Below are 22,653 nucleotides of genomic sequence, written 5' to 3' on the forward strand. Positions count from 1 at the left end.
ATTACAGTATCAAAAAACCATTAAGCTTATACAAAATATTGGCTTAAATTACTCAAGAGAAATAATAAATTAAACACCACCGAGCAATCATAGATAATCCTATGACGACTCTACTCTTACAAAAACAATTTATTCATTTTAATTTTTTCATACATTTATCAATATATGATTAAGAACGCCATAATTCTCCAAGTTTTACATCCCACTCAACAGGAGAAATAACCATACGCCCTGCATTTGGGGTCAATGTGATTTCACTAAACAGCACTTCATCTTGTGACAATAGGAAGTCAATTCGGCTATAACCATATTCCAAACATAACTGCTCAGACAGCTCAACCATTTTATACATCTTGCACGGTTCTATCACCGCTTCTGGCGTATTCTCTTTGCAATCTACGGTAAAAGGCTGTAGCACCCAAGAGGTATCATAAATATTTGAATACTCTGTACCATCACTCCCTTGGACATCGACTTCAATATACTTAGGCTGCCCCTCAAAACAATGGACACGACATGTTGTAATGGTGGCATGCGTGTTAGCATCACGGTATAAATCAACATAATGCTCTGCCAAAATGAGCGGCGAAATATTTTTATAGTGCCACTCTCGCTTGCGGTAGTACATATTCATTTTTAAACTGTTATTTAGTTTACTTTCCGCTCTATTAACATCAAATGTACCTTTATCGCGACAAACAATAGCGCTTCCACTGTCGTGGGTACATTTCAAAACAAACTGGCTTGGAAATTGATCAAAATCAATATTCTTAAAGTCACAATATGTGCCTATAAGTGGGACCAGATGTTTTTCTCCAATCCGATCTATAATCAACTCTCTTACTGCCGATTTATCAGCTAATTTGGTATGTAATGCACTCCTTTCAAAAATCATTCGTGCAGTAACTTTCTCATTAAAACTTTCAGGTTGATTAAAATTTGGCATATACCCTAATTTATTAATAAACCTCTTTTTTAAATATCTCTCATCAGAAACAAACAATGTTCTAAATACTTTTGCTTTATATATAAGACTGTTAATCATGGGTAAGAATTTTAAATACATCTCATTTTTACCAAATAATAACAAATTAAATTATATTATGTATGCTTTAAGAATATTATTTTTACTAAAAGTTCAAAATATTCGATCCTTTATAAACAATTAAATGCTATAAAATATAATCCATATATCTTTTTAAATAATGAAAACAAAAAAGGGCTCCAAAGAGCCCTTTTTTTTCATCGAACCACTTATTTTACATAAGTTAGCCAGTGTGCATATTTCGGGTCTTTACCCTGTACTGCATTAAAGAATGTGGTTTGAATTTGTTCAGTGATTGGACCACGTGTACCCGAACCAATTTCACGGTCATCATATTCACGAATAGGCGTCACTTCAGCAGCAGTACCTGTAAAGAATGCTTCATCCGCAATGTAGAATTCATCACGTGTAATACGACGCTCAACTACGTCATAGCCCAAGTCTTTTGCAATCGTAATAATGGTCTGGCGCGTAATGCCATCAAGTGCACCGCCCGCGATATCTGGCGTATGTAAAACACCATCTTTTACCAAGAATACGTTTTCGCCAGAACCTTGGCATACATAACCTTGAGGGTCGAGCAACATTGCTTCGTCATAACCTGAGTGCGCTACTTCTTGGTGAGCTAAAATCGACAAGGTATAGTTACCTGACGCTTTTGCTTTACACATCGTCACGTTTGGATGGTGATGGGTAAATGATGAAGTTTTCACACGAATACCTTTCGCCATTGCTTCATCACCTAAGTACGCACCCCAGCTCCACGCAGCAACCACCGCATGAATCGTATTGTCTGTTGCAGCAATACCTAATTTTTCAGAACCAATAAAAATAATTGGACGCAAGTAGCAAGACGCTAATTTATTTTCACGAACCACATCAATTTGAGCTTGCTCTAGTGTTGCTTGATCAAATGGGACTTTCATTTGATAAATTTTTGCAGAATTCAATAAACGCTTAGTGTGTTCTTTTAGACGGAAAATAGCCGTGCCATTCGGTGTTTCATAGGCACGGACACCTTCAAACACACCCATGCTGTAGTGCAAGGTATGTGTTAATACGTGAGTTTTTGCCTCACGCCAGTCAACCAATTGTCCATCTTGCCAAATAAAACCATCACGATCAGCCAAATTCATGACACACACTCCAAATTTATATACACAGTCATGTTACCCAATGCTCACGATTGAGCTTGGATCAATTAATCTTTGCCATAATTTGCAAACGATCACTCGGGTATCGCGCCAGTCCGCAGCATTTACTTGCATGGATTGATTCGCAAGGGCTAAACGGTGGCTCTCGGCTCGTTCACTGAGATAAGCTTGAATCAATGCAGTCGCATCGTCACTGGATAAGCAACTGGCTTTTGCAGCGTCCTCAAGGATTCGTACATTGTCGGAATAATGGGCAAGATCTGGATGAGATCCGCTCCATGCCAACACAGCATACTGTGCCATAAATTCGATATCGACGATACCACCTGCGTCTTGTTTTAAATGAAAAATTCCATCTTTTTGTTGTTCTTTAGAAGAACCCAAATGGTCTTTCATTTTTTGACGCATCTTCAGCACTTCTGCGCGTACATTTTCCTCATCTCGTGGCTGCGTCAAAATCCGACAGCGCAATGCTTCAAACTTATCACGCAAACTTTGCTCACCCGCAATCGAACGAGCACGTACCAAGGCTTGATGCTCCCAGACCCATGCATTTTTCAACTGATATTGCTCAAAGGCTTTTAAACTGGTGACCAACACCCCTGCTTCACCCGATGGGCGTAAGCGCGTATCGATTTCATAAACCCGACCATCGAGGGTCTGCGTAGTCATCAGCGACATAAATTTCTGTGCAACACGCATTGCAAACTCAAATCCACTGATCGACTTCAGCCCATCTGTATCGGCTTGCTCATCCATATAATGAATAAAGACCAGATCTAAGTCCGAGCCATAACCCAGCTCAATCCCGCCAACTTTTCCATACCCCACCACAGCAAATGCCAAATGATCAATCGAACAGCGCTGTCCTTCAACATCGAGCGGATAACCATGTTTCTTTGCCGTCATTTGGTAAGCCAAATTTAAAGTTGTACTGACCGAAACTTCTGCAATATCGGTCAAAGCATCGGATACTTTCATCAACGGACTTTCAGCCAAGACATCACTAGCCGCAACTGCCAAAACATTGGATTTTTTAAATAGGCGCAGCACACGCATCAAATCTTCAACGTCATCAAGTTCAATGCGAAGCAACTGTTGACGCAACGAATCTTCCAAATCTTGACGGCGCGGCAACTCAAAGTCCATGGACAAAAATTCATCCAAGAGCACTGGATAATGGGTCAATTCTTCACAAATCCATGGACTTACGGTTGCCATTTTCACCAAGCGCTGTAACGCCCCTTTACTCTCAATCAACATGACCAAATATACGGTACGTCGCATCACCGACTCGACCAAAGGCATGAGGCGAAGCAACGCGGCTTGCGGCTTATCTGACTGTAAAATCGCTTCAATCAAATGCGGCCAAAACATTTTTAAACGCTGCACCGCTTTTGCAGGCAGTTTTTTCAGCGCATGACCATTCCAAAATTCATGAATGAGGTTTTTTGCATTCGCATCCAACGCCTCATTTAACCGCGCTTCTAACTGACTAAAACTTTCTACGAAAGGGTCATGCTCTTTTTCTTTAATTAAATGCTCAAACTGGTAAATGACTTTGGCGCGCTTTTGATTTAAATGTTCAATAAAAGCATCCCAGCTTACAAAGCCTAAGGTGTCAATCATCCTTTGTCTAAGTTCTGGTTCCAATGGCAAAGACTGGGTTTGCTGATCATTTAAGGCTTGAATTGCATGTTCTACACGGCGCAGAAATAAGTAGGCATCTTCCAGCTCACTGACTGCTTGCCCATCCAGCAAACCCACTTCGCCCAAATGATGTAAGCTGACTAAACATTGACGGTCTTGTAATTCTAATTTTGCCCCACCATAAATCAGCTGAAAAACCTGCACAATAAATTCGACTTCTCGAATACCACCCGCCCCCAGCTTAATATCATCTTCGATATTACGGCGTAATACTTCACGCTCAATCATGGCTTTCATTTCGCGCATGGCTTCAAAAGCGGTGTAATCGACATACTTACGGAACACGAAAGGACGAGTCATGTCCAACAACTCATCCCCCTCTTTGCCCCCTGTCACAATCCGCGCCTTAATCCACGCATAGCGCTCCCACTCGCGCCCATGCTGGCTTAAATACTTCTCCAGCGCCGCATGACTAATCGCCAATGCAGAACCATCACCCCAAGGACGTAAGCGCATATCCACACGGAACACAAAACCATCAGCCGTGATATGGTCCAACAAGTAAATGAGCTTCTGACCCCACAAAATACAGAACTGTTGTACATCAATACATTTACGACCATCGGTTTCACCTTGCTCATCAAAGGCAAAAATCAAGTCGATATCACTGGAGAGATTCAGCTCTTGTGCACCGAGCTTCCCCATTGCGACCACAATTAAATCTTGAATTTTATGGTTATAACCCACAGGCTGACCATGTTTAGTCACCAATGGCGCTAAGGCAAACGCTTTTGCCACACAAATGGCTGCATCGGCAAAATCCGATAACTCTCGCGTTAGCGTCATCACATCGATCAGTTGATTGGCATCCTGCCAAATCCAGCGAAACATTAAACGCGCACGTAAAATTCGGATGGTGCGCATCCATGTGCTTTCATCACTGATCTCTTTTAAGCTGTTTTGAACGACATTGAAAATTTGTTCGGTGGTCAATGGCTGAGAAAATTGATCAATTGCATAATCTTGTTCAAGATAAACCTGATGTATAGATAGGACTTGTTCCGCATATTGACTTGCGCGCAATGTCTTTTGCAATTGCTCAGCATTCATGATCGACCCTTTCGCATTGTTTTGGTTATTTATAACAGCAGATCATGAGATTAGGGGAATTATTTTATAAGAAAAATATGATTATTCACTAAATTCTTGCTGGGATGTCTCGAGTGACAATGCTTGATGTGCGCTGTTCGAACGTGGCAGGCTGACGATAAAAGTTGAACCTACACCTTCTTTCGATGTGACTGAAATTTCACCTTTATTCAAATCAACAAAACGCTTACACAACACCAGACCTAGACCAGTCCCTTTCTCCCCAGCTGTCCCCTTAAAACTAACGGTTAGTTTCGGTTCAAACAAAGATTCGATTTGCCCCAAGGTCATACCTAGACCCGTATCTTGAATGTAGATATCGATAAAATCATCACGTTTTTTGGCATCAATCGTCACAACACCTTCGCCATGCATATGGGTAAATTTCAGCGCATTTGAGACCAAGTTTTGGATCACCGAGGTCACCATATTGATATCTGCAAAAATTTTTAAATCATCGGGGACACGGTCAATCAGTTGAATATTTTTATTGATGGCCAACGCATGCAACACATCAAAAACAATTTGAGAGGACTGCTTAAGCTTGTAATGGATGGGGTGATAAACAAAGCGCCCGCCTTCTGCCATCGCCCAATTCAATAAACTCTCTAACAAGCTATAAGTCGATTGTGCTGTATCATGCAGATAATCTGCAATGCTTTGCACACCAGACTCATCCAAACTTTTGCGCTCTTCAGCCAACACTTCTGAGAAACCAATTAAGCCATGAAAAGGCGCTCTTAAGTCATGTGCAATAATTTGGAAAAATTTAGTTTTACTGACATTCATAGCCACCTGTTGTTCATACAACTCTTTGAGCTCCGCATTTTCCATGCGCAAATGCAGCAGATTAAGAAAACCAGAGGCCAGTTCATAGACATTTTCTACAGCATCTTGCGTAAAAGCGTCCAACTGTTCATCAAAGAAAATCACTTGCCCCACGGATTTATCCGATGCCTTTAAATCCAATGCGATGATCCGCTGATGTTTAAACCCTAAAGCACTCACCTGCTGAGAAAGATGATGATAATGGCGATGCAGGGCATCAATCGTGCTATCACCTTCAAAATGAGTAGCAAAATTGGCTTCAGCGGGTAACTGAAAAGCATTGAATGCATGTTTTCCCGCATACCAACTATAAGGTTCATTGCTAAACGTTAAAATTGCGGCATGTGCACCTAAAATTTTTCGCGCAAATTTGAGAAAACTCTTAATTTTATTGTCATTACTGTTCACGCCCAATAACAAAGCTAAGTGACAAGCACTTAACTGTTCTGTATCAGACCCGACATCTAGCAATTGAATACCCATTTCTGCCTCATCTTTTGTGATTTTTTCGGCACAAACCTATTATTTACTTCTATTTATTAGCAAATTTTCAGCATTAAAACAATATAAAAATACAACAATACAAGCGTGGCAGTTAACAAAAAAATCAATTATGTCAGACTTTTATCTTGTGACTGCTTTTGCTTTTTGAAAAATCTTTATTTATCAGAAGGATTAAAACAAAATTTGAGTCCATCATATGAGGAAACAATCAATCAAACCCACACCAAACATTCAATTGCTTTAAGCCATCTGTAATGTTTTACAGTGATTTAATTCAAATCTTAAATTTCAGGCAATAAAAAACCCAAGACTGAATATGCTTGGGCTTTTAATATCTTGGTCCCGAGGGTCGGACTCGAACCGACACGTCATCTCTGACAGCGGATTTTGAGTCCGCCGCGTCTACCAATTTCACCACCTCGGGAAGGTGTTGATGCGTATATTAAACTTTTTGAAAAACTTGTCAACGCAAGTTGGTGGTGATTGGCTATTTTTAAGTCACATTTAATTTTTTAGCTTTATATTTGTGCAATTTCAGCGTTTTTCTGCAAAAACGCATATACTAAGCGCAATTTTGACCTCCCTTATTTTGACGCTGTTTTACCATCATGCAACTTTCTGATTTTAATTTCGACCTCCCCGATGAACTCATTGCCCGTTATCCTTTAGACACGCGCAGTGCTTCTCGACTGTTACACCTCGATGCTCAAGGTCAGCATCATGACTTTCAATTCACCGACATTTTAGATTTGCTCGATGCAGGTGATTTACTGGTCTTAAATGACACCAAAGTGATGAAAGCACGTCTCAAAGGCAAACGTGCCAGCGGTGGAGCTGTCGAGGTTCTGGTAGAACGCATGCAAGATGCATTTATTGCACACTGCCACATCAAAGCAAGCAACACACCCAAAGCCAGCGCTGAGCTCTTTATTGGCCCTGATGCCGTTAAAGTCACGGTGCTAGGTCGTCATGAAAATTTATTTATTGTAGAGTTTTCCCAGCCAATTTTAACGGTGCTGGATTTATACGGACAACTTCCGATCCCTCCTTACTTCAACCGTGAAGCTGAAGCCATTGATACCGAGCGTTATCAAACAGTATTTAATGATCCAACCAAGTTAGCCAGTGTCGCTGCACCTACCGCAAGCTTACACTTCGACCAAAAGCTGTTGGATCAACTCGAAGCCAAAGGTATTCAAAAAACCTTTGTCACTTTACATGTGGGTGCTGGTACCTTTCTGCCTGTACGTACCGATGACATTGCCAATCACATTATGCACAGTGAATGGTGTGATGTTCCAGAGCACGCCGTTGAGCTGATTCGCCAAACCAAAGCTCGTGGCAACAAAGTCATTTCTGTTGGAACAACCGCCACCCGTGCCGTAGAAAGTGCAGCGCAGGCACATGATGGTGAACTCAAAGCATGGACGGGAGATACTCAAATTTTTATCTATCCAGGTTATGAGTTCAAAGTGGTGGATCGTCTTATCACCAACTTCCATCTGCCTGAATCGACCCTCTTGATGTTGGTTTCAGCGTTGTCAAATCGTGATAATATTTTGGCAGCTTATCAACATGCGGTAGCCAACCAGTATCGTTTCTTTAGTTATGGCGATGCCATGTTAGTCGACCAACTTCAACCCAAATAAGAACCTCACATGCCTATCGATACGATTAAACATTCCATTCATATTCGACGTAAAAAGAATAAAGTTGTGTTTGATAATATCGACAGGCTTTGGGACATCGGTCAAGGGGCAGATTCTGCACAAGATATTCTTGATCGACTGCATCCTTGGAATGCCCCGATTACCCTGAAATTTGAAAATGTGCTGCCTATTCTACTTGGAATAGTCGGCATTTTTTTTATTGTGCCAGTGTTCTTTGCGGGAGAGCACATTTGGACCTTATTCAGCTTTTTATTCGGCTTAGGCTGTCTACTTTGGGCCTATTTAAGTTATGAGCAAGATGATCCTCTTGAAGAGGTCACCGACTATCTCGAAAAACAAATTATTCATAAAAAATACCAGCTCAACGAGTTTAGCCCTCCGCAGCATATGGGCGTGGCCCTACAACCTGCATTTTTTATTGCCCATTTAAAGCAGCTGTTTCCAATTTTTAATCAAGGCACCATCAGCAACGATATTCCTTACTACGCCAGTACCACTTGGCAGGATGAAGCAGGACAACAACATCAGGTTTTGTTGTTTCAATATCATTTTGTTGATGAAATTCGCCTACGTGATAAAGATGGCAATGAGCTAAAAGTGAAAGAAGTGCATAAAGACTTATGGGGATGTTTTGTCTTTGAGGTACCCACGCAAGGACTCGCGATTACCGCATACAATAAAAAATTTTATTATCCTTATAGTTTTCCATGGCATAGCAGTGATATTCAGATTAACCAGAAACTCAAATTTTTTGGTACTGACCAGATGCTGATGGCCAAACTTCTCTCCCCTGCATTTGTGCTGCGTACTGCCGATTTTTTCCGTTCTCGTGAAGGAGATTTACTTTTTCATCCTGAAAAAAATATCTTGTGCTATATCAGCCCACAAAACCTGTTTGAAATATCCAGCAAAGCAAAAAAAATCAATGACATTTCGACATTGCGTGGACACTTACGCACTTTTAAATTACCTTATCTAGAGCGCTTAGAATCTGATCTAACGCAATTTTTAAAATAATGACATTTTGCCGTTTGAGGACTGTATGGGGCTATTGATTTTCTTATTGATTATTATTGCAATCGTGTTTGGCGTGATCGTCATTCGCAATAATATTGTGCGACACCACAATGCAACCATTCGCGCATGGTCGGATGTAGCAACCTATGAGCGTCAGAAAATAAAAATTCTAGATGGCTTAGAACCTTTGGTCGAACAATACTCTAGCTTTGAAAAAGGTACCTTGGAAAAAGTCACGGAACTGCGTCAAAACATTCTAAACCTGAACTTAAACAATACAGATGTCAATCAGTTGCAGCGTATCGAAGCATTAAACCAAGAGCTAATGCGCAGCCTCAATGTTGTAGTCGAAAACTACCCTGAGCTCAAGGCCAATGAGATTTATCTAAAGATGATGAATGAAATTGAAGAGCAAAATGAAAATGTCGGTGCTGCGATCAGCATCTTTAACCGCAATGTCGAGTTATTTAACAACCACATTCAAGTTTTTCCAAACAACATTGTCAACACCATGACCGTGGGTAAAAAAGCGGTACGTCCTTTCCGCGACGCGACTGCACTACAAAATTTTGATTACCGTCCAAATTTCAATTAAAGCCGTAATAAGCCAAAGGTATATTTAAAGGCACTCCGATGAGTGCCTTTTTCATCTCCTGTGTTATTTTTTCCAGCAAAGCCTCCCATCACATCTAACACCACTCCACAGCATCAACACAACTTTAAACAACCGTAACCAGCTACGATTCAACTTAAAAAGCTTTGCTTTAAAAGTGTTACAACACTGGTGTTTATTTGCATAATCAAGGAAAATAGCCTCCTTTTAGCGGCGAACTGTTTTTTCGCTCTTGCGCTGCAAGCAGAGCAGTGCTTTGCTCTTGTTCAGGATATTCTATGAAGTTTGAAAAATTAGGTCAGTCGGGTCGCGCCCGTCGTGGTCGTTTAACTTTAGAGCACGGTGTGGTTGAAACCCCTGTGTTCATGCCTGTCGGTACTTATGGTACGGTGAAAGGCATGCTCCCGCGTGATATTGAAGACATCAAAGCGCAAATTATTTTAGGTAACACCTTCCATCTTTACCTACGCCCTGGCCTTGAAGTAATTAAAGAGCACGGCGGCCTGCATAAATTCATGAAGTGGGATAAACCCATTCTGACCGATTCAGGCGGCTTCCAAGTCTTCAGTTTGGGCGCGATGCGTAAAATTAAAGAAGATGGCGTAACGTTCCGCTCTCCAATTGACGGTTCTAAAGTATTTTTGTCTCCTGAAATCTCAATGGACATCCAACATACATTGAACTCAGATATCGTGATGATTTTTGACGAATGTACGCCTTATCCTGCAACGCATGAAGAAGCGCAAAAGTCGCTACAATTGTCATTGCGTTGGGCAAAGCGTTGTAAGACTCAGCATCATGATGTGCTTGAAAATAAAAATGCGCTATTCGGCATTATTCAAGGCGGTATGTATGAAGACTTACGTGATGAGTCTTTAAAAGGCTTGCTTGAAGTGGGTTTTGACGGTTATGCCATTGGTGGGCTGTCCGTCGGTGAACCGAAAGAAGAAATGATTAAAGTGCTGGATTATCTTCCAGAAAAAATGCCAGCAGACAAACCGCGCTACCTGATGGGCGTGGGTAAACCTGAAGACATCGTGGAAGGCATCCGCCGTGGCGTCGATATGTTTGACTGTGTCATGCCTACACGTAATGCCCGAAATGGACATTATTTTGTAACCGACGGTTTAGTACGTATCCGTAACAGTAAATACCGTCATGATCAAAGTCCGCTGGATCCACACTGCGACTGTTATACCTGTACCAACTTTACTCGCGCGTACTTATTCCATTTGGAAAAATGTGGTGAGATGCTGGGTTCAATGCTCGGTACTATTCACAACTTACGTTACTACCAACGTTTCACTCAAGACATTCGTGATGCATTGGATAACGATCGCTTTGATGCCTTTGTTGAAGATTTTTATGCACGTCGTGGTTTAGAAGTTCCACCTTGCCCCCAAGATTAATTGTTGTGAGCATTTGCGCTTGGTAAAAAGACAAGGTAAATTGCAGAACAAGTCTATTTATGATCAATTCGTTGGTCACCGTTTTTTTAGTTTAGGAATTTGAAATGAGCCTTTTTATTTCTACAGCTCACGCAGCGGGTGAAGCTGCACAACAACCAAGTATGGTCGCAAACTTATTGATGATTGCTGTTTTTATTGCAATCTTCTACTTCTTAATTTGGCGCCCTCAAGCAAAACGTGCCAAAGAGCACCGCTCTTTGGTTGAAAGTCTTGGAGTAGGCAGCGAAGTGGTATTTGCTGGTGGCTTAATGGGTAAAATCACTAAACTCGAAGGTGACTTTGCAGTGGTTGAACTGAGCCGCGGTGTAGACGTAAAAATTCAACGCGCAAGTGTGATTTCAGTTCTTCCTGAAGGCACATTAAATAACCTTTAATCAAAAAAATTAGTCGTGCATCCGCACGACTTTTTTCATTTTAAGAAGAAAACAAATGCGTTACCCAGCATGGAAATATCTACTGATTCTCGTGGTTTTGACGATCAGTACATTATATGCCCTGCCTAGTTTGTATCCGGATGAGCCTGCGGTTCAAATTTCTGGTGCCAAAGCTGGTACCCAAATTGACCAAAGCATCGTACAAAAAGCAGAGCAGATTTTAAAATCTGAAAGTATCTCAAGCCATGACAACAGTTTTAGCAATAATGCTGCACTGTTACGTCTTGACTCTAGCGAAGCACAATTAAAAGCCAAAGAAGCGTTACGTCGTGGCCTTGGTGATGACTATGTTGTCGCGTTGAACTTGGCGCCAACCACGCCAGAGTGGCTACAAAAAATTGGTGCAAAACCAATGAAGCTCGGTCTGGACTTACGTGGTGGTGTTCACTTCTTATTAGAAGTGGATATGGATAAAGCGATTGCTCAGCGCATGGAAACCTCTGCGACGGATTTACGTCGTCAGTTCCGTGACAACAAAATTAAATTTAACAGCCTTGCATTAAACAACAACACCATTACCGTTCAGTTCGCCAACAATGATGATCGTACTGCGGCTCAAGACTACTTACGTAGCAATGGTAATGAGTTTAATCAGCAAGCGGTCGCAACTGCGACAGGTTCAACCTTACGCTTAACCTATACCGATGTTCGCCGCCAAGAAATTCAGTCTTATGCAGTGAACCAAAACTTAACCACTTTACGTAACCGTATTAATGAGTTAGGTGTGGCAGAAGCCTTGGTACAAACACAGGGTAGTAACCGTATCGTGGTTGAGCTTCCAGGTGTTCAGGACACTGCTGAAGCAAAACGTGTCTTGGGTCGTACAGCAAACCTAGAGTTCCGTTTGGTCTCTGACCAAAATGACCAAGTGATTGACCCTTATACGGGCAAGAGCAATGGTCAACCGCTTCCACCAGGAACCGAGCTTTTTGCATATCAGTCTTTAGACAGCGGACGTGAATTACTTTTAAACCGTAACCGTATTTTAACGGGTGAACGTGTTCAAAACGCATCAAGTGGCTTTAGCCAAGACACAGGCGGTGCTGAGGTAAACATTACCTTAGACACAGCAGGTGGTAAACTGATGGCGGATGCAACCCGTAATGCAGTGGGTAAGCGTATGGCTGTGTTGTTCATTGAAAATAAACAACGTATTAGCTATATCACCGATCCTGCGACTGGTGCGCAAACCGAAGTCCGTACACCTTATGCAGAGTCTGTCGTGATTAACGCTGCAACTATTCAAGCAGTCCTCGGCTCTCAATTCCGTATTACGGGTCTAGATTCACCTCAAGAAGCGTCTGAACTCGCACTAATGCTACGTGCGGGTGCACTTGCTGCGCCAATGTACTTTGTTGAAGAACGTGTAGTGGGTCCAAGCCTCGGTCAAGAAAACATTGATAAAGGTGTGCTATCAACTCAAATCGGCTTCTTACTAGTCGCGATCTGGATGGTGGTGTTCTTCCGTCTCTTTGGCTTAATTGCTAATTTTGCCTTGGTCTTCAACTTAGCCATGATTCTAACCGTCATGTCTTGGATTGGTGCTTCCCTCACCCTGCCGGGTATTGCGGGTATCGTGATTACCATTGGTATGGCGGTCGATGCCAACGTCTTGATCTGTGAGCGAATACGTGAAGAAATGAAGTGGGGAGCATCACCCAAACAAGCCATTGTGGCGGGTTATGACCGTGCTTATAACACCATTTTCGACTCAAACTTAACCACATTCTTGGTTGCGTTTATCCTATTTGCTATCGGTACAGGCCCAATTAAAGGCTTCGCTGTGACCTTAATGATCGGTATTATCTGCTCTATGTTTACTGCTATTACAGTAACACGTGCGATTGTACAGCTCATTTATGGCAAAAAACGTAACTTGAAAAAGTTGAGCATATAAGGAGATCGATGATGACTGATGTGACTCAACAAGATTCAAAAAAATACGGCCGTCCAGATGATGAACGTGTGATTGATTTTATGAAGATTGCGCTGCCTGCAGCCATTCTTTCTATTGTCTTAACCATCGGCAGCCTATTCTTTATTTTCACCAAGGGTCTTAACTTAGGTTTGGACTTTACTGGTGGTATTTCTGCCGAACTAAACTATAGCAAACCCGTGAAGTCAGCCGATGTCTCTGCTGCACTAACCAAAGCTGGCTTTCATGACCCTGTGGTACAAACCATTGGTTCAGATCGTGATTTGATTGTGCGTATGCCTGTACAAGAGGACACAGCCGCAGAAGACTTAACCAAAACCATTACCCAAGCTGTACAGCTACCGGGTAACTCAGCTTCGGTCAACAAGGTTGATGTAGTGGGTGGGCAAGTCGGTAATGAACTCTACATTCGCTCAGCGGGTGCTGTGGCTTTAGCGTTACTGCTGATGTTGGTCTACGTAACGATTCGCTTTGAATTCAAACTGGCGATGGGTGCAGTACTGTCTTTGTTCCATGACGTGGTGGTCACCATCGGTATTTTTGCCATGATGCAGTGGCCATTTGACTTAACTGTATTGGCTGCAATTCTGGCTCTGATTGGTTTCTCATTGAATGACAACATTGTCGTTTCGGATCGTATTCGTGAAAACTTCCGTAAGATTCGTGGCGCTTCGCCTTTAGAGATCGTTAACATCGCTTTAACTGAGACCCTACGTCGTACCATTCACACCTCAATGACTTTATTGTTGGTAGTGATCTCAATGATGCTTCTTGGTGGTGATGGCCTTAAATGGTTCTCCGTTGCAATGTTTGTGGGCGTCTTTGTGGGGACTTACTCTTCAATCTACATCGGTACAGCTTTTGCTTTATGGCGTGGCTTAAACCGTCAAGACTTCATTGTTCAAGTGAAGCCTGAGTTTGAAGAAGAAAATGAAATTCCATAAATGCACACCATAGTGTGAAAAAGAAAGCCTCTCAATCGAGAGGCTTTTTTATGTCGGTGAGAAGGTGTTGTACCAGCTCAATCTGAGGCAACGCATAGCCACGGCAGGACTGTTCTGCCCGCCAAGCCACGGTCAACATCACATCTCCCAACTCAAAATTTTGATAGGCAAAACTCCCAATCAGCGGATGACTACACATGCCGCCATTATGCGTTGGATGTGCTTGGGTATTCAGTTCATTTAAGTTTAAACGAATGCCTAAACCCGAGGCTTTAAGCACCGCTTCTTTGGTGGTCCAGACCTTAAACCAGTATGCTTTGTCCTGATCATACTGTTGCCACACGCGAAGTTCCTCTACGTGAAAAGCATGTTTAGCCAAAGCCTCAAAGCGTACTTTTCGGCTTAATTCTTCCACGTCCACGCCTAGATCTTGCATCCGCTCACTGGTAGCTAAAGCATAGTAATTTTGGCTGTGACTATGATTAAAATGAAAGGAAGGCTGATCAAGCAAATAAGGTTTACCTGTCTCACTCAACGCAATGGAGTGATCATCCACAATCATCTGCCGTTGTTCGGATAAGCATTGATTGCGATATTGATAAATGGCTTGTTTTCGCTGTGCAATTTGCTCAACACGTGACAGGTTGTGATCCACCAGCACAATGTCCTCAATCTTTTTCAGCTCAACACGTATTGTCCTTGCCACTTTGCCTTCCTATCATAGTTTCATGCATCATAAAATAAAAAAGCCCAAAGATCACTTTGGGCTTTTCAGCATCAAAACCTTAATGCCTGATTAGCGTTTGAATTTCTTCTCAGCTTTCTTAAATTTCTGAACATAACGACGCTTACGCGCTGCTGTACGTTCATCCACCTGTGATTTACGTCCTTCAAATGGGTTTTCAGAGGTTTTAAACTCAATACGTACTGGCGTACCTTCAAGTTTGTACACTTTACGGAATACGTTTTCTAAATAACGACGATAATCCGCAGGCGTTTTATCAACTTTGTTACCATGCACCACAATCGTAGGTGGATTTTGTCCACCCATATGGGCATAACGCATTTTAATACGGCGACCACCGACCATTGGCGGTTGGTGCGCATCCGTAGCATCACTTAAAATTTGTGTGATTTTTGCAGGTGAAACTTTCAAATGTGACGAATCATAAGCACGGTGAATCGATGGATATAGATCCCCCACACCCGTACCATGCAATGCAGAAATCAAATGCACTTTCGCCCAAGGAATAAAGTCAAAGCGACGATCGACATCCAATTTACATTGTTTGCGATCATACTCAGACATATTGTCCCATTTGTTAATCGCAATCACCATCGCACGGCCCGCTTCAAGCGCGTAACCAATCAAATGTAGATCTTGCTCAACCACACCTTCACGTGCATCAAGTACAACCACGATAACATGGGCATCTTTAATCGCCTGTAACGTTTTCACAATTGAGAACTTCTCAATCATTTCATCGACTTTACCTTTACGGCGCACACCTGCAGTATCGATTAAGGTGTACTGACGACCATCACGTTCATACGGGATATAAATCGAGTCGCGGGTTGTCCCCGGTTGGTCAAATGCAACCACACGCTCTTCACCCAATAAACGGTTCACTAGCGTCGATTTACCGACGTTTGGACGACCAATAATCGCTAAACGTAAGCCTGTGTTCTTGTCGTGCTCATCTGCATCTTCATCTTCAGGCACACTTGAAAGCACATCTTCAAGCATTTGCTGCACACCGCGACCATGGCTCGCAGCCACTTGCATGGGTTCGCCCATACCCAACTTGTAAAATTCAACAAGTGCAGCTTCGGCATGTACACCATCAACTTTGTTCGCCACAAGGTAAACTTTCTTACCGAGTGTACGTAGCTCACGCGCAATTTGCTCATCCGATGCGAGTAGGCCTGCGCGTGCATCGACGACGAAGACAATAATATCGGCTTCATTGATGGCAGTTTTAGACTGTTCTGCCATGTAAGAGTCGATACCGCCTTCATTTTCGCCAATACCACCAGTATCAACCACAATGAAAGACTTATTTTGAAATACAGCATCACCATATTTACGGTCACGAGTCAGACCGGCAAAGTCAGCAACAAGCGCGTCTCGGCTTTTGGTGATCTGGTTAAATAGCGTTGATTTTCCGACGTTCGGACGACCAATGAGCGCAATTACGGGTTTCATAGATTAACCTTTATTCAAGATCAGCCAGTGAGACTGGTCTGAACATCAGAAACTGGAAGAAAATTAGGTGAAAAACCTGAATAAAAACTCGGGGTTTTGACTAAGCAAACACCCCGAGGAATTTAAAAAATACGAATTTCGACTAGTTTAACATAAGTCGAACAGAATTAACGATTCTGCCAAATGCTTAATGCACCCTTTCGTGTCGCAACATAGAGCTGATCATTAATCACACGTAACGTACGCACTTCGCCAGACGTCTTCGCACGACCGATCAGTTCACCTGTCGCAGGGTTCAGCATGTGCAATACGCCATCCAAATCACCAACAATCAGATCTTGGCCCAACATCACTGGATTACTCAATTGGCGGTTCAGCAAGCTGTCATTTTCCCAAAGCTTTTGACCCGTGCTAATTTCATAAGCCACCAACTTGCCATCAGTTTGCGCCACAAATACACCATTACCCACCACTTCAGGGCGCTGCGTACTGCTTGAGTCTTCACTCCACACCACCTGCTGTGAAGCCAAATCTGTCATGGTCACTTGACCTTGATAGCTAGTCGTAATCAAGTACTGACCTGCCACTACAGGATCACCATCAACATCATTCAAACGTTGAATATCCGAACGACCATCCGACACAGCTACACGGCGCTGCATACGTGGCACGCCTGTAAGCACATCTAAAGCATAAACATAGGCATTAGCTGAAGAAATCAGCACTGTACGCGCATCAACAGGAACAGGCGCTGCATTACCACGTAAGCTAAGTTGTACATTTGGTAAGTTATAAGTCCACACTTGCTGACCTGTTGCCAAATCATGCGCAAAAACAGTGCCATCATTACTGACAGAAATGACACGACCAGCTTGAATCAACGATGGCGCAAGAAGTGCACCTGTTAATTGTGCTGTCCATTTTTGCTCGCCAGTTGCCTGATCTAAAGCAAACAATTGACCTTTGGCGTTACCTACAATGACATGACCATCGGCAGCTTCAACGCCTGAACTCAAACCGGCTTTAGATACTTCTTTCTGCCATAGTTTTTGTTTACCTTGATATGCCGTCACTAGACCTTTAGGGTCAAGTGCAAAAACTACACCGTTGTCTGCATCTAAGCGTAAACGTAAAGGATCAGCAGTCGAAGTTGAAGACACACTTTGAGAAAATACAGGAGTCAGGGTTTTCGCCTGCGTCAGTTTTGGAAGTGGATTCGGCTTAACTTCTTCTACTTTTCCGCTACTTGCACAACCCGCAAGTGCTAAAGTTAATACGGTTAATGCGCACGAAATTTTGTATTTTCTATTCATTCAGTTTCTTCCGCTGCTGTTTCTATAAGTGGACGTTCGATTTCAGGATCATCAACTAAAATACCAACACTTTCGAGTTTAATTTGTAAAATTTGGCGTTCTTGTTTACGTTCAACCAACTGATCCCATGCACTTTGGTAGGCTTTTTTCGCATTTTCGATGTCATTTTTAGCCACATAGACATCGCCCAAAGCTTCATCGGCTGTCGCTTTAAAAGCAGGATCTTTTACCAATGCGAGGTTTTTAATCGCATCATCAAACTTCTTTTGCGCCAATTGTGCATACGCTAAACGCAATTTCACAATTTGCACTAAGCCGTCGTCATCCACTTTCGAGTTTTCAACTTTCTTCAACGCTTTTTCAGCACTGGCATAATCCGCTTTGTCATAGGCCAATTTTGCCATTAACAATTGCGTTTGAATGGCTTGCGCCGAATCTGGTGCTTCTTTCACAATTTTGTCCGCAGTTGCAGACAAGGCTGTAAATGCATCGCCTTGCGTTGCACGTGCTTCATCCATCAATTGCTGAACTTTAGCCGTGTTCATTTGGTTCTCGGCCAAAGTTTTCTTCTGCCAGTATTGCCATCCAAAAAAGGCAATCAGCGCAATTAAAATCCCACTAATAATGGCTGAACCATATTTCTTAGTGAAAGACTTTAAACTATCAAGTTGTTCTTCATCACTTAATGCGCTCATGTGACTACCCTTTCCTTATATTTTGGCTTATTTTGAAGAAAATTTTTCAATCATAAATGGCACGATGTCATCCACCGCAACCAAAGTTTGTTCAGCTGTCGCCAACTCTTTTACGGCAAACTGAGCAGCTTCCACCTCGCGCTCACCCAAAATGAGGGCAAACAATGCGCCAGACTGATCCGCTTTTTTCATTTGCGACTTCATTGAACCATGTGATCCAACTTTCAAACGAAGCGCACTTGATGCAGCATCTAACTGGTTACGAATTTGTTCTGCAAGGACCAAAGCTTTGCCTTGAGAAGCGGGATCTGCCAATAAAAACATTTCGCAGTCACGTACAGGTGTAGCGTCTTCGACTTGCTCAAGCAACAACAATAAACGCTCCATGCCCATCGCAAAACCAACTGCAGGTACAGACTGATCTGCCTTGCCTTTAAGCTGACCCACTAAGCCATCGTAACGACCGCCCGCACAGACTGTGCCTTGTGAACCTAAATGCGTGGTGGTCCACTCAAATACAGTTTTATTGTAATAATCTAAGCCACGCACCAGTTTTTGGTTAATCACGAAGCTCACACCTGCATCGGTTAAATACTGCTGCAAAGTGGCAAAATGCTGTAGTGTCTCCTCTCCCATAAAGTCATGCAACTTCGGCGCATTTTCTAAAATGGCTTGGGTTTTTGCATCTTTAGAGTCAAGAATACGTAGTGGGTTGGTGGTTAAACGACGCTGTGAATCTTCATCTAAATCATTTTTATGTGATTCTAAGAACTCCACCAATGCCGCACGGTAAGCTGCACGCTCATCAGACTCACCGAGAGTATTCAACTCAAGTTGAACTTTATCTGCCACACCCATGCGTTTCCATAGACGTGCTGTCATCAAAATCAGCTCAGCATCCATATCTGGGGTTGCGACACCAAAGGTTTCCACGCCGAACTGGTGGAACTGACGGTAACGACCCTTTTGCGGCTTTTCATAACGGAACATCGGCCCGATATACCAGACACGAGGCGTCGCACCTCGAAGCAAGTTATGCTCCAGCATGGCGCGTACACAGCCTGCTGTTCCTTCAGGACGCAAAGTCAAAGACTCAGGCGGATTACCTTTGTCCAAGAAGGTGTACATTTCTTTTTCAACGATATCCGTTGCATCACCAATTGAGCGTTTGAACAAATTGGTTTGTTCAACAATAGGCAAACGAATTTGCTGGTAGCCATACGCATCCATCAATGATGCGAGATGCTGTTCAAGACGTCTCCACGCTGGTGTTTGCGTAGGAAGAATGTCATTAAAACCTTTGATTGCGACAATTGAACTCATGATGAACTACGGATGATCTCTTTAGATTTAGCTTCTTCAAGCTCTGAAACACGCTGACGAACCATCGTTTCGATTTCGTCAACCAACTGATTTGTGTCAATTAAATGGCTCTTTTCACCATTACGATACACCAGTGAACGTGGACTTGCACCAACTACACCAATATCGGCTTCTTTGGCTTCACCCGGACCATTCACTTTACACCCAATCACCGACACATCCATTGGGGTACGAATATCTTCTAAACGCTCTTCTAAGGCTTGCATCACTGAAATCACGTTGAACTCTTGACGTGAACAACTTGGACAAGCAATGAAGTTAATGCCATTTGAGCGAAGACTGAGTGACTTTAAAATATCAAAACCAATCTTAATCTCTTCTTCAGGTTCCGCTGCCAAGGAAATACGCATGGTGTCACCAATGCCATCCAATAACAAACCGCCCAATGCAATCGCAGACTTCACTGAACCTGTACGGTAAATCCCAGCTTCCGTTACACCCAGGTGTAACGGATTATCAATTTGCTGTGAAAGTAGGCGATAAGCGTCCATGGTTAAAAACACATTGGATGCTTTCACTGAGACTTTGAATTCGTGGAAATCTAAACGGTCTAGAATATCAATATGACGCATCGCCGATTCAAGCAAAGCCTGACCAGTTGGCTCACCATATTTCTTTTGAATATCTTTTTCCAGTGAACCTGCATTCACCCCAATACGCATAGAAATATCGTTATGGCGCGCTGCAGCTACCACTTCACGGATTTTAGCTTCAGAGCCAATATTCCCGGGATTAATCCTTAAACAGTCCGCACCCAAGTCTGCAACACGCAGTGCAATCTTGTAATCAAAATGAATATCTGCAACCAACGGCACTGATGAACGCTTGCGAATTTCACCAAAAGCCTCTGCCGCTTCCATCGTCGGTACAGAAACACGCATGATGTCCGCACCCACATCTGCACAACGCTGAATTTGCGCCAGCGTTGCTTCCACATCACAAGTTTCAGTATTGGTCATACTTTGAATGCTGATAGGTGCATCACCACCGACATAGACCGAACCTACACGAATCTTGCGAGTAGGCTTGCGTTTAATTGGATTTACAATCATTGCTTTTCCTTGATCCCATTAACGTGACAAGCGGAAATCTGCTTTTCCACCGACGGTATATGGTGACAATGAAATACTTTCATTATTTAAGCTGAGTGACACAGCAGCGGCATCATCGATACGAATTTGAAAAGGTGTCTCGCCAGCAAGCTCAAGTGTAGAGGCTTGACGCCCTGTTGCCAGTACTTTCCCAGTTGAATCGACAATATGTACAGACGTAGGACGATTGAACTCAAGTTTCAACTGATCCCCTGTAGTTGCAGCAGCCCCATTCATATTGATGATTTGTACATCAGATTCAGTCTGCGGAGTCGTAGCCTCATCTGTACTGCCTGACCAATTCTGAATCATGCCGAACAACGCTGCCAAAATCGCAATTACAATAATCGCAATCAGTCCACGTTTCAACCATTTACGGTTACGGTCACGGTTAGAGCCAGGTAATTTACCCATGATTTTAATCGGTGAATTATTCAATGCATGATTTGGCAATAGCCCCGTATCATTGGCATAGATATCATCAAAACGCTGAATAATCGTAGTAGCATCCACTTTTAGGAACTTCGCATAAGTACGATAGTAACCCTTAATAAAAGTTGCTTCTGGAAGCGCCGTATATTCATCCTGCTCAAGCGCAGTTAAAGTCTTGAGTGGAATATTCAACTCTTTGGCAACGTCGCTTAATTCACGTTTTTGCGTAATACGAATTTGACGAAGATAATCACCCGGACGTTGGATATTTCCTAAAGCATTGCTAGAACCATTCGATTGTGGTGAATTAGGATTTACTTCCATACGGCCTCAGTAGTGTACTGTAATTGCAAATAACGTTTGTATTCTTGACTGTCTGGATACAATGCACGTAACTGGTTGACCAGTACTTGCGAACCCATCGTGTCATGATTTGCTCGCGCAATTCGGATCCCAATCCAAAGCGCACGTGCATCTAAGTTTTTCTCGCCAACCGCTCGCACAAACTGTTCATAGTACTGCGTAGCTTCAGCATTTTGCTGACGTAAATATGAAATTTCCGCCATTTCGATCATGGCAAGATAGGCACCTGAGTTTACCTGTAGGGCTTGTTTAAAAGCAGCTTCTGCTTCCGCCACTCGACCTACTTGTAGATACGCACGACCTAAATTTTCCAATGCTCGATAACGTTGATCATACCCTAAAGTTGAACCTGCAACTTGAAGTTGATCAATCGCGTCATTATAACGCCCAATTTGATATAAATACGTACCGTAGTTGTTACGAGCCTGTGCATTTTTTGGCTCAGCCGCAATTGCATGCTTAAAATAACGCTCTGCCTTTTCCACATTTTGCGGACTGCCTTCGCGCTGTAACAACACCCCCATCATCATATTTGCAGATGCATCACGAGAGTCGATATCTAATGCCTGATCCAATGTACGTTTCGCAGCATCGTAATCATTCGACTTAATATATTCAGCCGCCAATTGCGTTCTAACTTGTACTGCTTTACTTGGGTCACCTTTCGTATTCACGGTTTGGCAACCCACCAAGTACCACACTGACACACCCAGTGTCAGCGCAAGGTAAAGTTTAGAAACGGGTTTTTTCAATTGGC

General features: G+C 42.7%; 19 protein-coding genes and 1 tRNA gene. 7 read left to right on the plus strand and 13 right to left on the minus strand.

Annotated features, from left to right (window positions below; genetic code table 11):
- Nucleotides 1-169: 169 nt before the first annotated feature.
- The 5 genes from PTT44_RS15955 to PTT44_RS15975 form a co-directional block, all read right to left on the minus strand.
- Complete coding sequence (locus PTT44_RS15955) at nucleotides 170-1,045, minus strand: ATP-grasp fold amidoligase family protein (protein WP_168159495.1); 876 nt, start codon at nucleotides 1,043-1,045, stop codon at nucleotides 170-172.
- A 209-nt stretch (nucleotides 1,046-1,254) separates the two neighbouring features.
- Entirely contained in the window at nucleotides 1,255-2,181 is a 927-nt protein-coding gene (locus PTT44_RS15960; RefSeq protein WP_087528050.1) for a branched-chain amino acid transaminase, read from the minus strand.
- A gap of 33 nt (nucleotides 2,182-2,214) precedes the next feature.
- Nucleotides 2,215-4,959: a bifunctional [glutamate--ammonia ligase]-adenylyl-L-tyrosine phosphorylase/[glutamate--ammonia-ligase] adenylyltransferase gene (gene glnE / locus PTT44_RS15965; RefSeq protein WP_168159462.1), complete on the minus strand. Its 2,745-nt coding sequence runs from the start codon at nucleotides 4,957-4,959 to the stop codon at nucleotides 2,215-2,217.
- An 81-nt stretch (nucleotides 4,960-5,040) separates the two neighbouring features.
- On the minus strand, nucleotides 5,041-6,309 hold the full coding sequence (locus PTT44_RS15970) for a sensor histidine kinase (RefSeq protein WP_062031452.1): 1,269 nt from the start codon (nucleotides 6,307-6,309) through the stop codon (nucleotides 5,041-5,043).
- Nucleotides 6,310-6,667: 358 nt separating this feature from the next.
- Nucleotides 6,668-6,754: transfer RNA gene (locus tag PTT44_RS15975), tRNA-Leu, on the minus strand.
- A 184-nt stretch (nucleotides 6,755-6,938) separates the two neighbouring features.
- Between PTT44_RS15975 and queA the strand changes: the two genes are divergently transcribed.
- From queA to secF, 7 genes are all read left to right on the plus strand, one after another.
- Nucleotides 6,939-7,979: a tRNA preQ1(34) S-adenosylmethionine ribosyltransferase-isomerase QueA gene (gene queA / locus PTT44_RS15980; RefSeq protein WP_062031297.1), complete on the plus strand. Its 1,041-nt coding sequence runs from the start codon at nucleotides 6,939-6,941 to the stop codon at nucleotides 7,977-7,979.
- Between the two features lie 9 nt (nucleotides 7,980-7,988).
- Nucleotides 7,989-9,017, plus strand: coding sequence for a hypothetical protein (locus PTT44_RS15985; protein ID WP_168159463.1), 1,029 nt, complete (start codon nucleotides 7,989-7,991; stop codon nucleotides 9,015-9,017).
- 25 nt (nucleotides 9,018-9,042) lie between these two features.
- Nucleotides 9,043-9,612, plus strand: a complete 570-nt coding sequence (locus PTT44_RS15990) for a LemA family protein (protein ID WP_168159464.1) — start codon at nucleotides 9,043-9,045, stop codon at nucleotides 9,610-9,612.
- A gap of 296 nt (nucleotides 9,613-9,908) precedes the next feature.
- A complete protein-coding gene (tgt, locus tag PTT44_RS15995; protein WP_004697695.1) occupies nucleotides 9,909-11,039 on the plus strand; it encodes a tRNA guanosine(34) transglycosylase Tgt in 1,131 nt (376 codons plus the stop codon).
- Between the two features lie 104 nt (nucleotides 11,040-11,143).
- Nucleotides 11,144-11,473 carry a preprotein translocase subunit YajC gene (gene yajC / locus PTT44_RS16000; protein WP_004697692.1) on the plus strand — a complete coding sequence of 110 codons (330 nt, stop codon included), beginning with the start codon at nucleotides 11,144-11,146 and terminating at the stop codon, nucleotides 11,471-11,473.
- A 55-nt stretch (nucleotides 11,474-11,528) separates the two neighbouring features.
- Nucleotides 11,529-13,430, plus strand: a complete 1,902-nt coding sequence (secD, locus tag PTT44_RS16005) for a protein translocase subunit SecD (protein ID WP_058870295.1) — start codon at nucleotides 11,529-11,531, stop codon at nucleotides 13,428-13,430.
- An 8-nt stretch (nucleotides 13,431-13,438) separates the two neighbouring features.
- Entirely contained in the window at nucleotides 13,439-14,413 is a 975-nt protein-coding gene (gene secF, locus PTT44_RS16010) for a protein translocase subunit SecF (RefSeq protein ID WP_171527554.1), read from the plus strand.
- A 31-nt stretch (nucleotides 14,414-14,444) separates the two neighbouring features.
- Here secF and PTT44_RS16015 read toward each other — a convergent pair whose 3' ends face one another.
- From PTT44_RS16015 to pilW, 8 genes are all read right to left on the minus strand, one after another.
- A complete protein-coding gene (locus PTT44_RS16015; protein ID WP_171527555.1) occupies nucleotides 14,445-15,119 on the minus strand; it encodes a 4'-phosphopantetheinyl transferase family protein in 675 nt (224 codons plus the stop codon).
- A gap of 90 nt (nucleotides 15,120-15,209) precedes the next feature.
- Nucleotides 15,210-16,619: a ribosome biogenesis GTPase Der gene (der, locus tag PTT44_RS16020; RefSeq protein ID WP_004697684.1), complete on the minus strand. Its 1,410-nt coding sequence runs from the start codon at nucleotides 16,617-16,619 to the stop codon at nucleotides 15,210-15,212.
- A 167-nt stretch (nucleotides 16,620-16,786) separates the two neighbouring features.
- Nucleotides 16,787-17,932, minus strand: coding sequence for an outer membrane protein assembly factor BamB (gene bamB, locus PTT44_RS16025; protein WP_168159466.1), 1,146 nt, complete (start codon nucleotides 17,930-17,932; stop codon nucleotides 16,787-16,789).
- Entirely contained in the window at nucleotides 17,929-18,627 is a 699-nt protein-coding gene (locus PTT44_RS16030; RefSeq protein ID WP_005401704.1) for a YfgM family protein, read from the minus strand. The genes bamB and PTT44_RS16030 overlap by 4 nt, the downstream gene beginning before the upstream one ends.
- Nucleotides 18,628-18,654: 27 nt before the next feature.
- Nucleotides 18,655-19,950: a histidine--tRNA ligase gene (gene hisS, locus PTT44_RS16035; protein ID WP_168159467.1), complete on the minus strand. Its 1,296-nt coding sequence runs from the start codon at nucleotides 19,948-19,950 to the stop codon at nucleotides 18,655-18,657.
- Nucleotides 19,947-21,062: a flavodoxin-dependent (E)-4-hydroxy-3-methylbut-2-enyl-diphosphate synthase gene (gene ispG / locus PTT44_RS16040; protein ID WP_004697677.1), complete on the minus strand. Its 1,116-nt coding sequence runs from the start codon at nucleotides 21,060-21,062 to the stop codon at nucleotides 19,947-19,949. The genes hisS and ispG overlap by 4 nt, the downstream gene beginning before the upstream one ends.
- Before the next feature lie 18 nt (nucleotides 21,063-21,080).
- The gene (locus PTT44_RS16045; RefSeq protein ID WP_168159468.1) at nucleotides 21,081-21,857 is read right to left on the minus strand and encodes a helix-turn-helix domain-containing protein; all 777 of its coding nucleotides are present in this window, start codon (nucleotides 21,855-21,857) and stop codon (nucleotides 21,081-21,083) included.
- Nucleotides 21,848-22,648 (minus strand): type IV pilus biogenesis/stability protein PilW, encoded by an 801-nt coding sequence (pilW, locus tag PTT44_RS16050; protein WP_004697674.1) that lies wholly within the window; start codon nucleotides 22,646-22,648, stop codon nucleotides 21,848-21,850. The genes PTT44_RS16045 and pilW overlap by 10 nt, the downstream gene beginning before the upstream one ends.
- Nucleotides 22,649-22,653 lie beyond the last annotated feature (5 nt).

It is taken from the genome of Acinetobacter sp. Gutcm_16 (assembly GCF_028649355.1).
Classification (GTDB): Bacteria; Pseudomonadota; Gammaproteobacteria; order Pseudomonadales; family Moraxellaceae; genus Acinetobacter; species Acinetobacter johnsonii.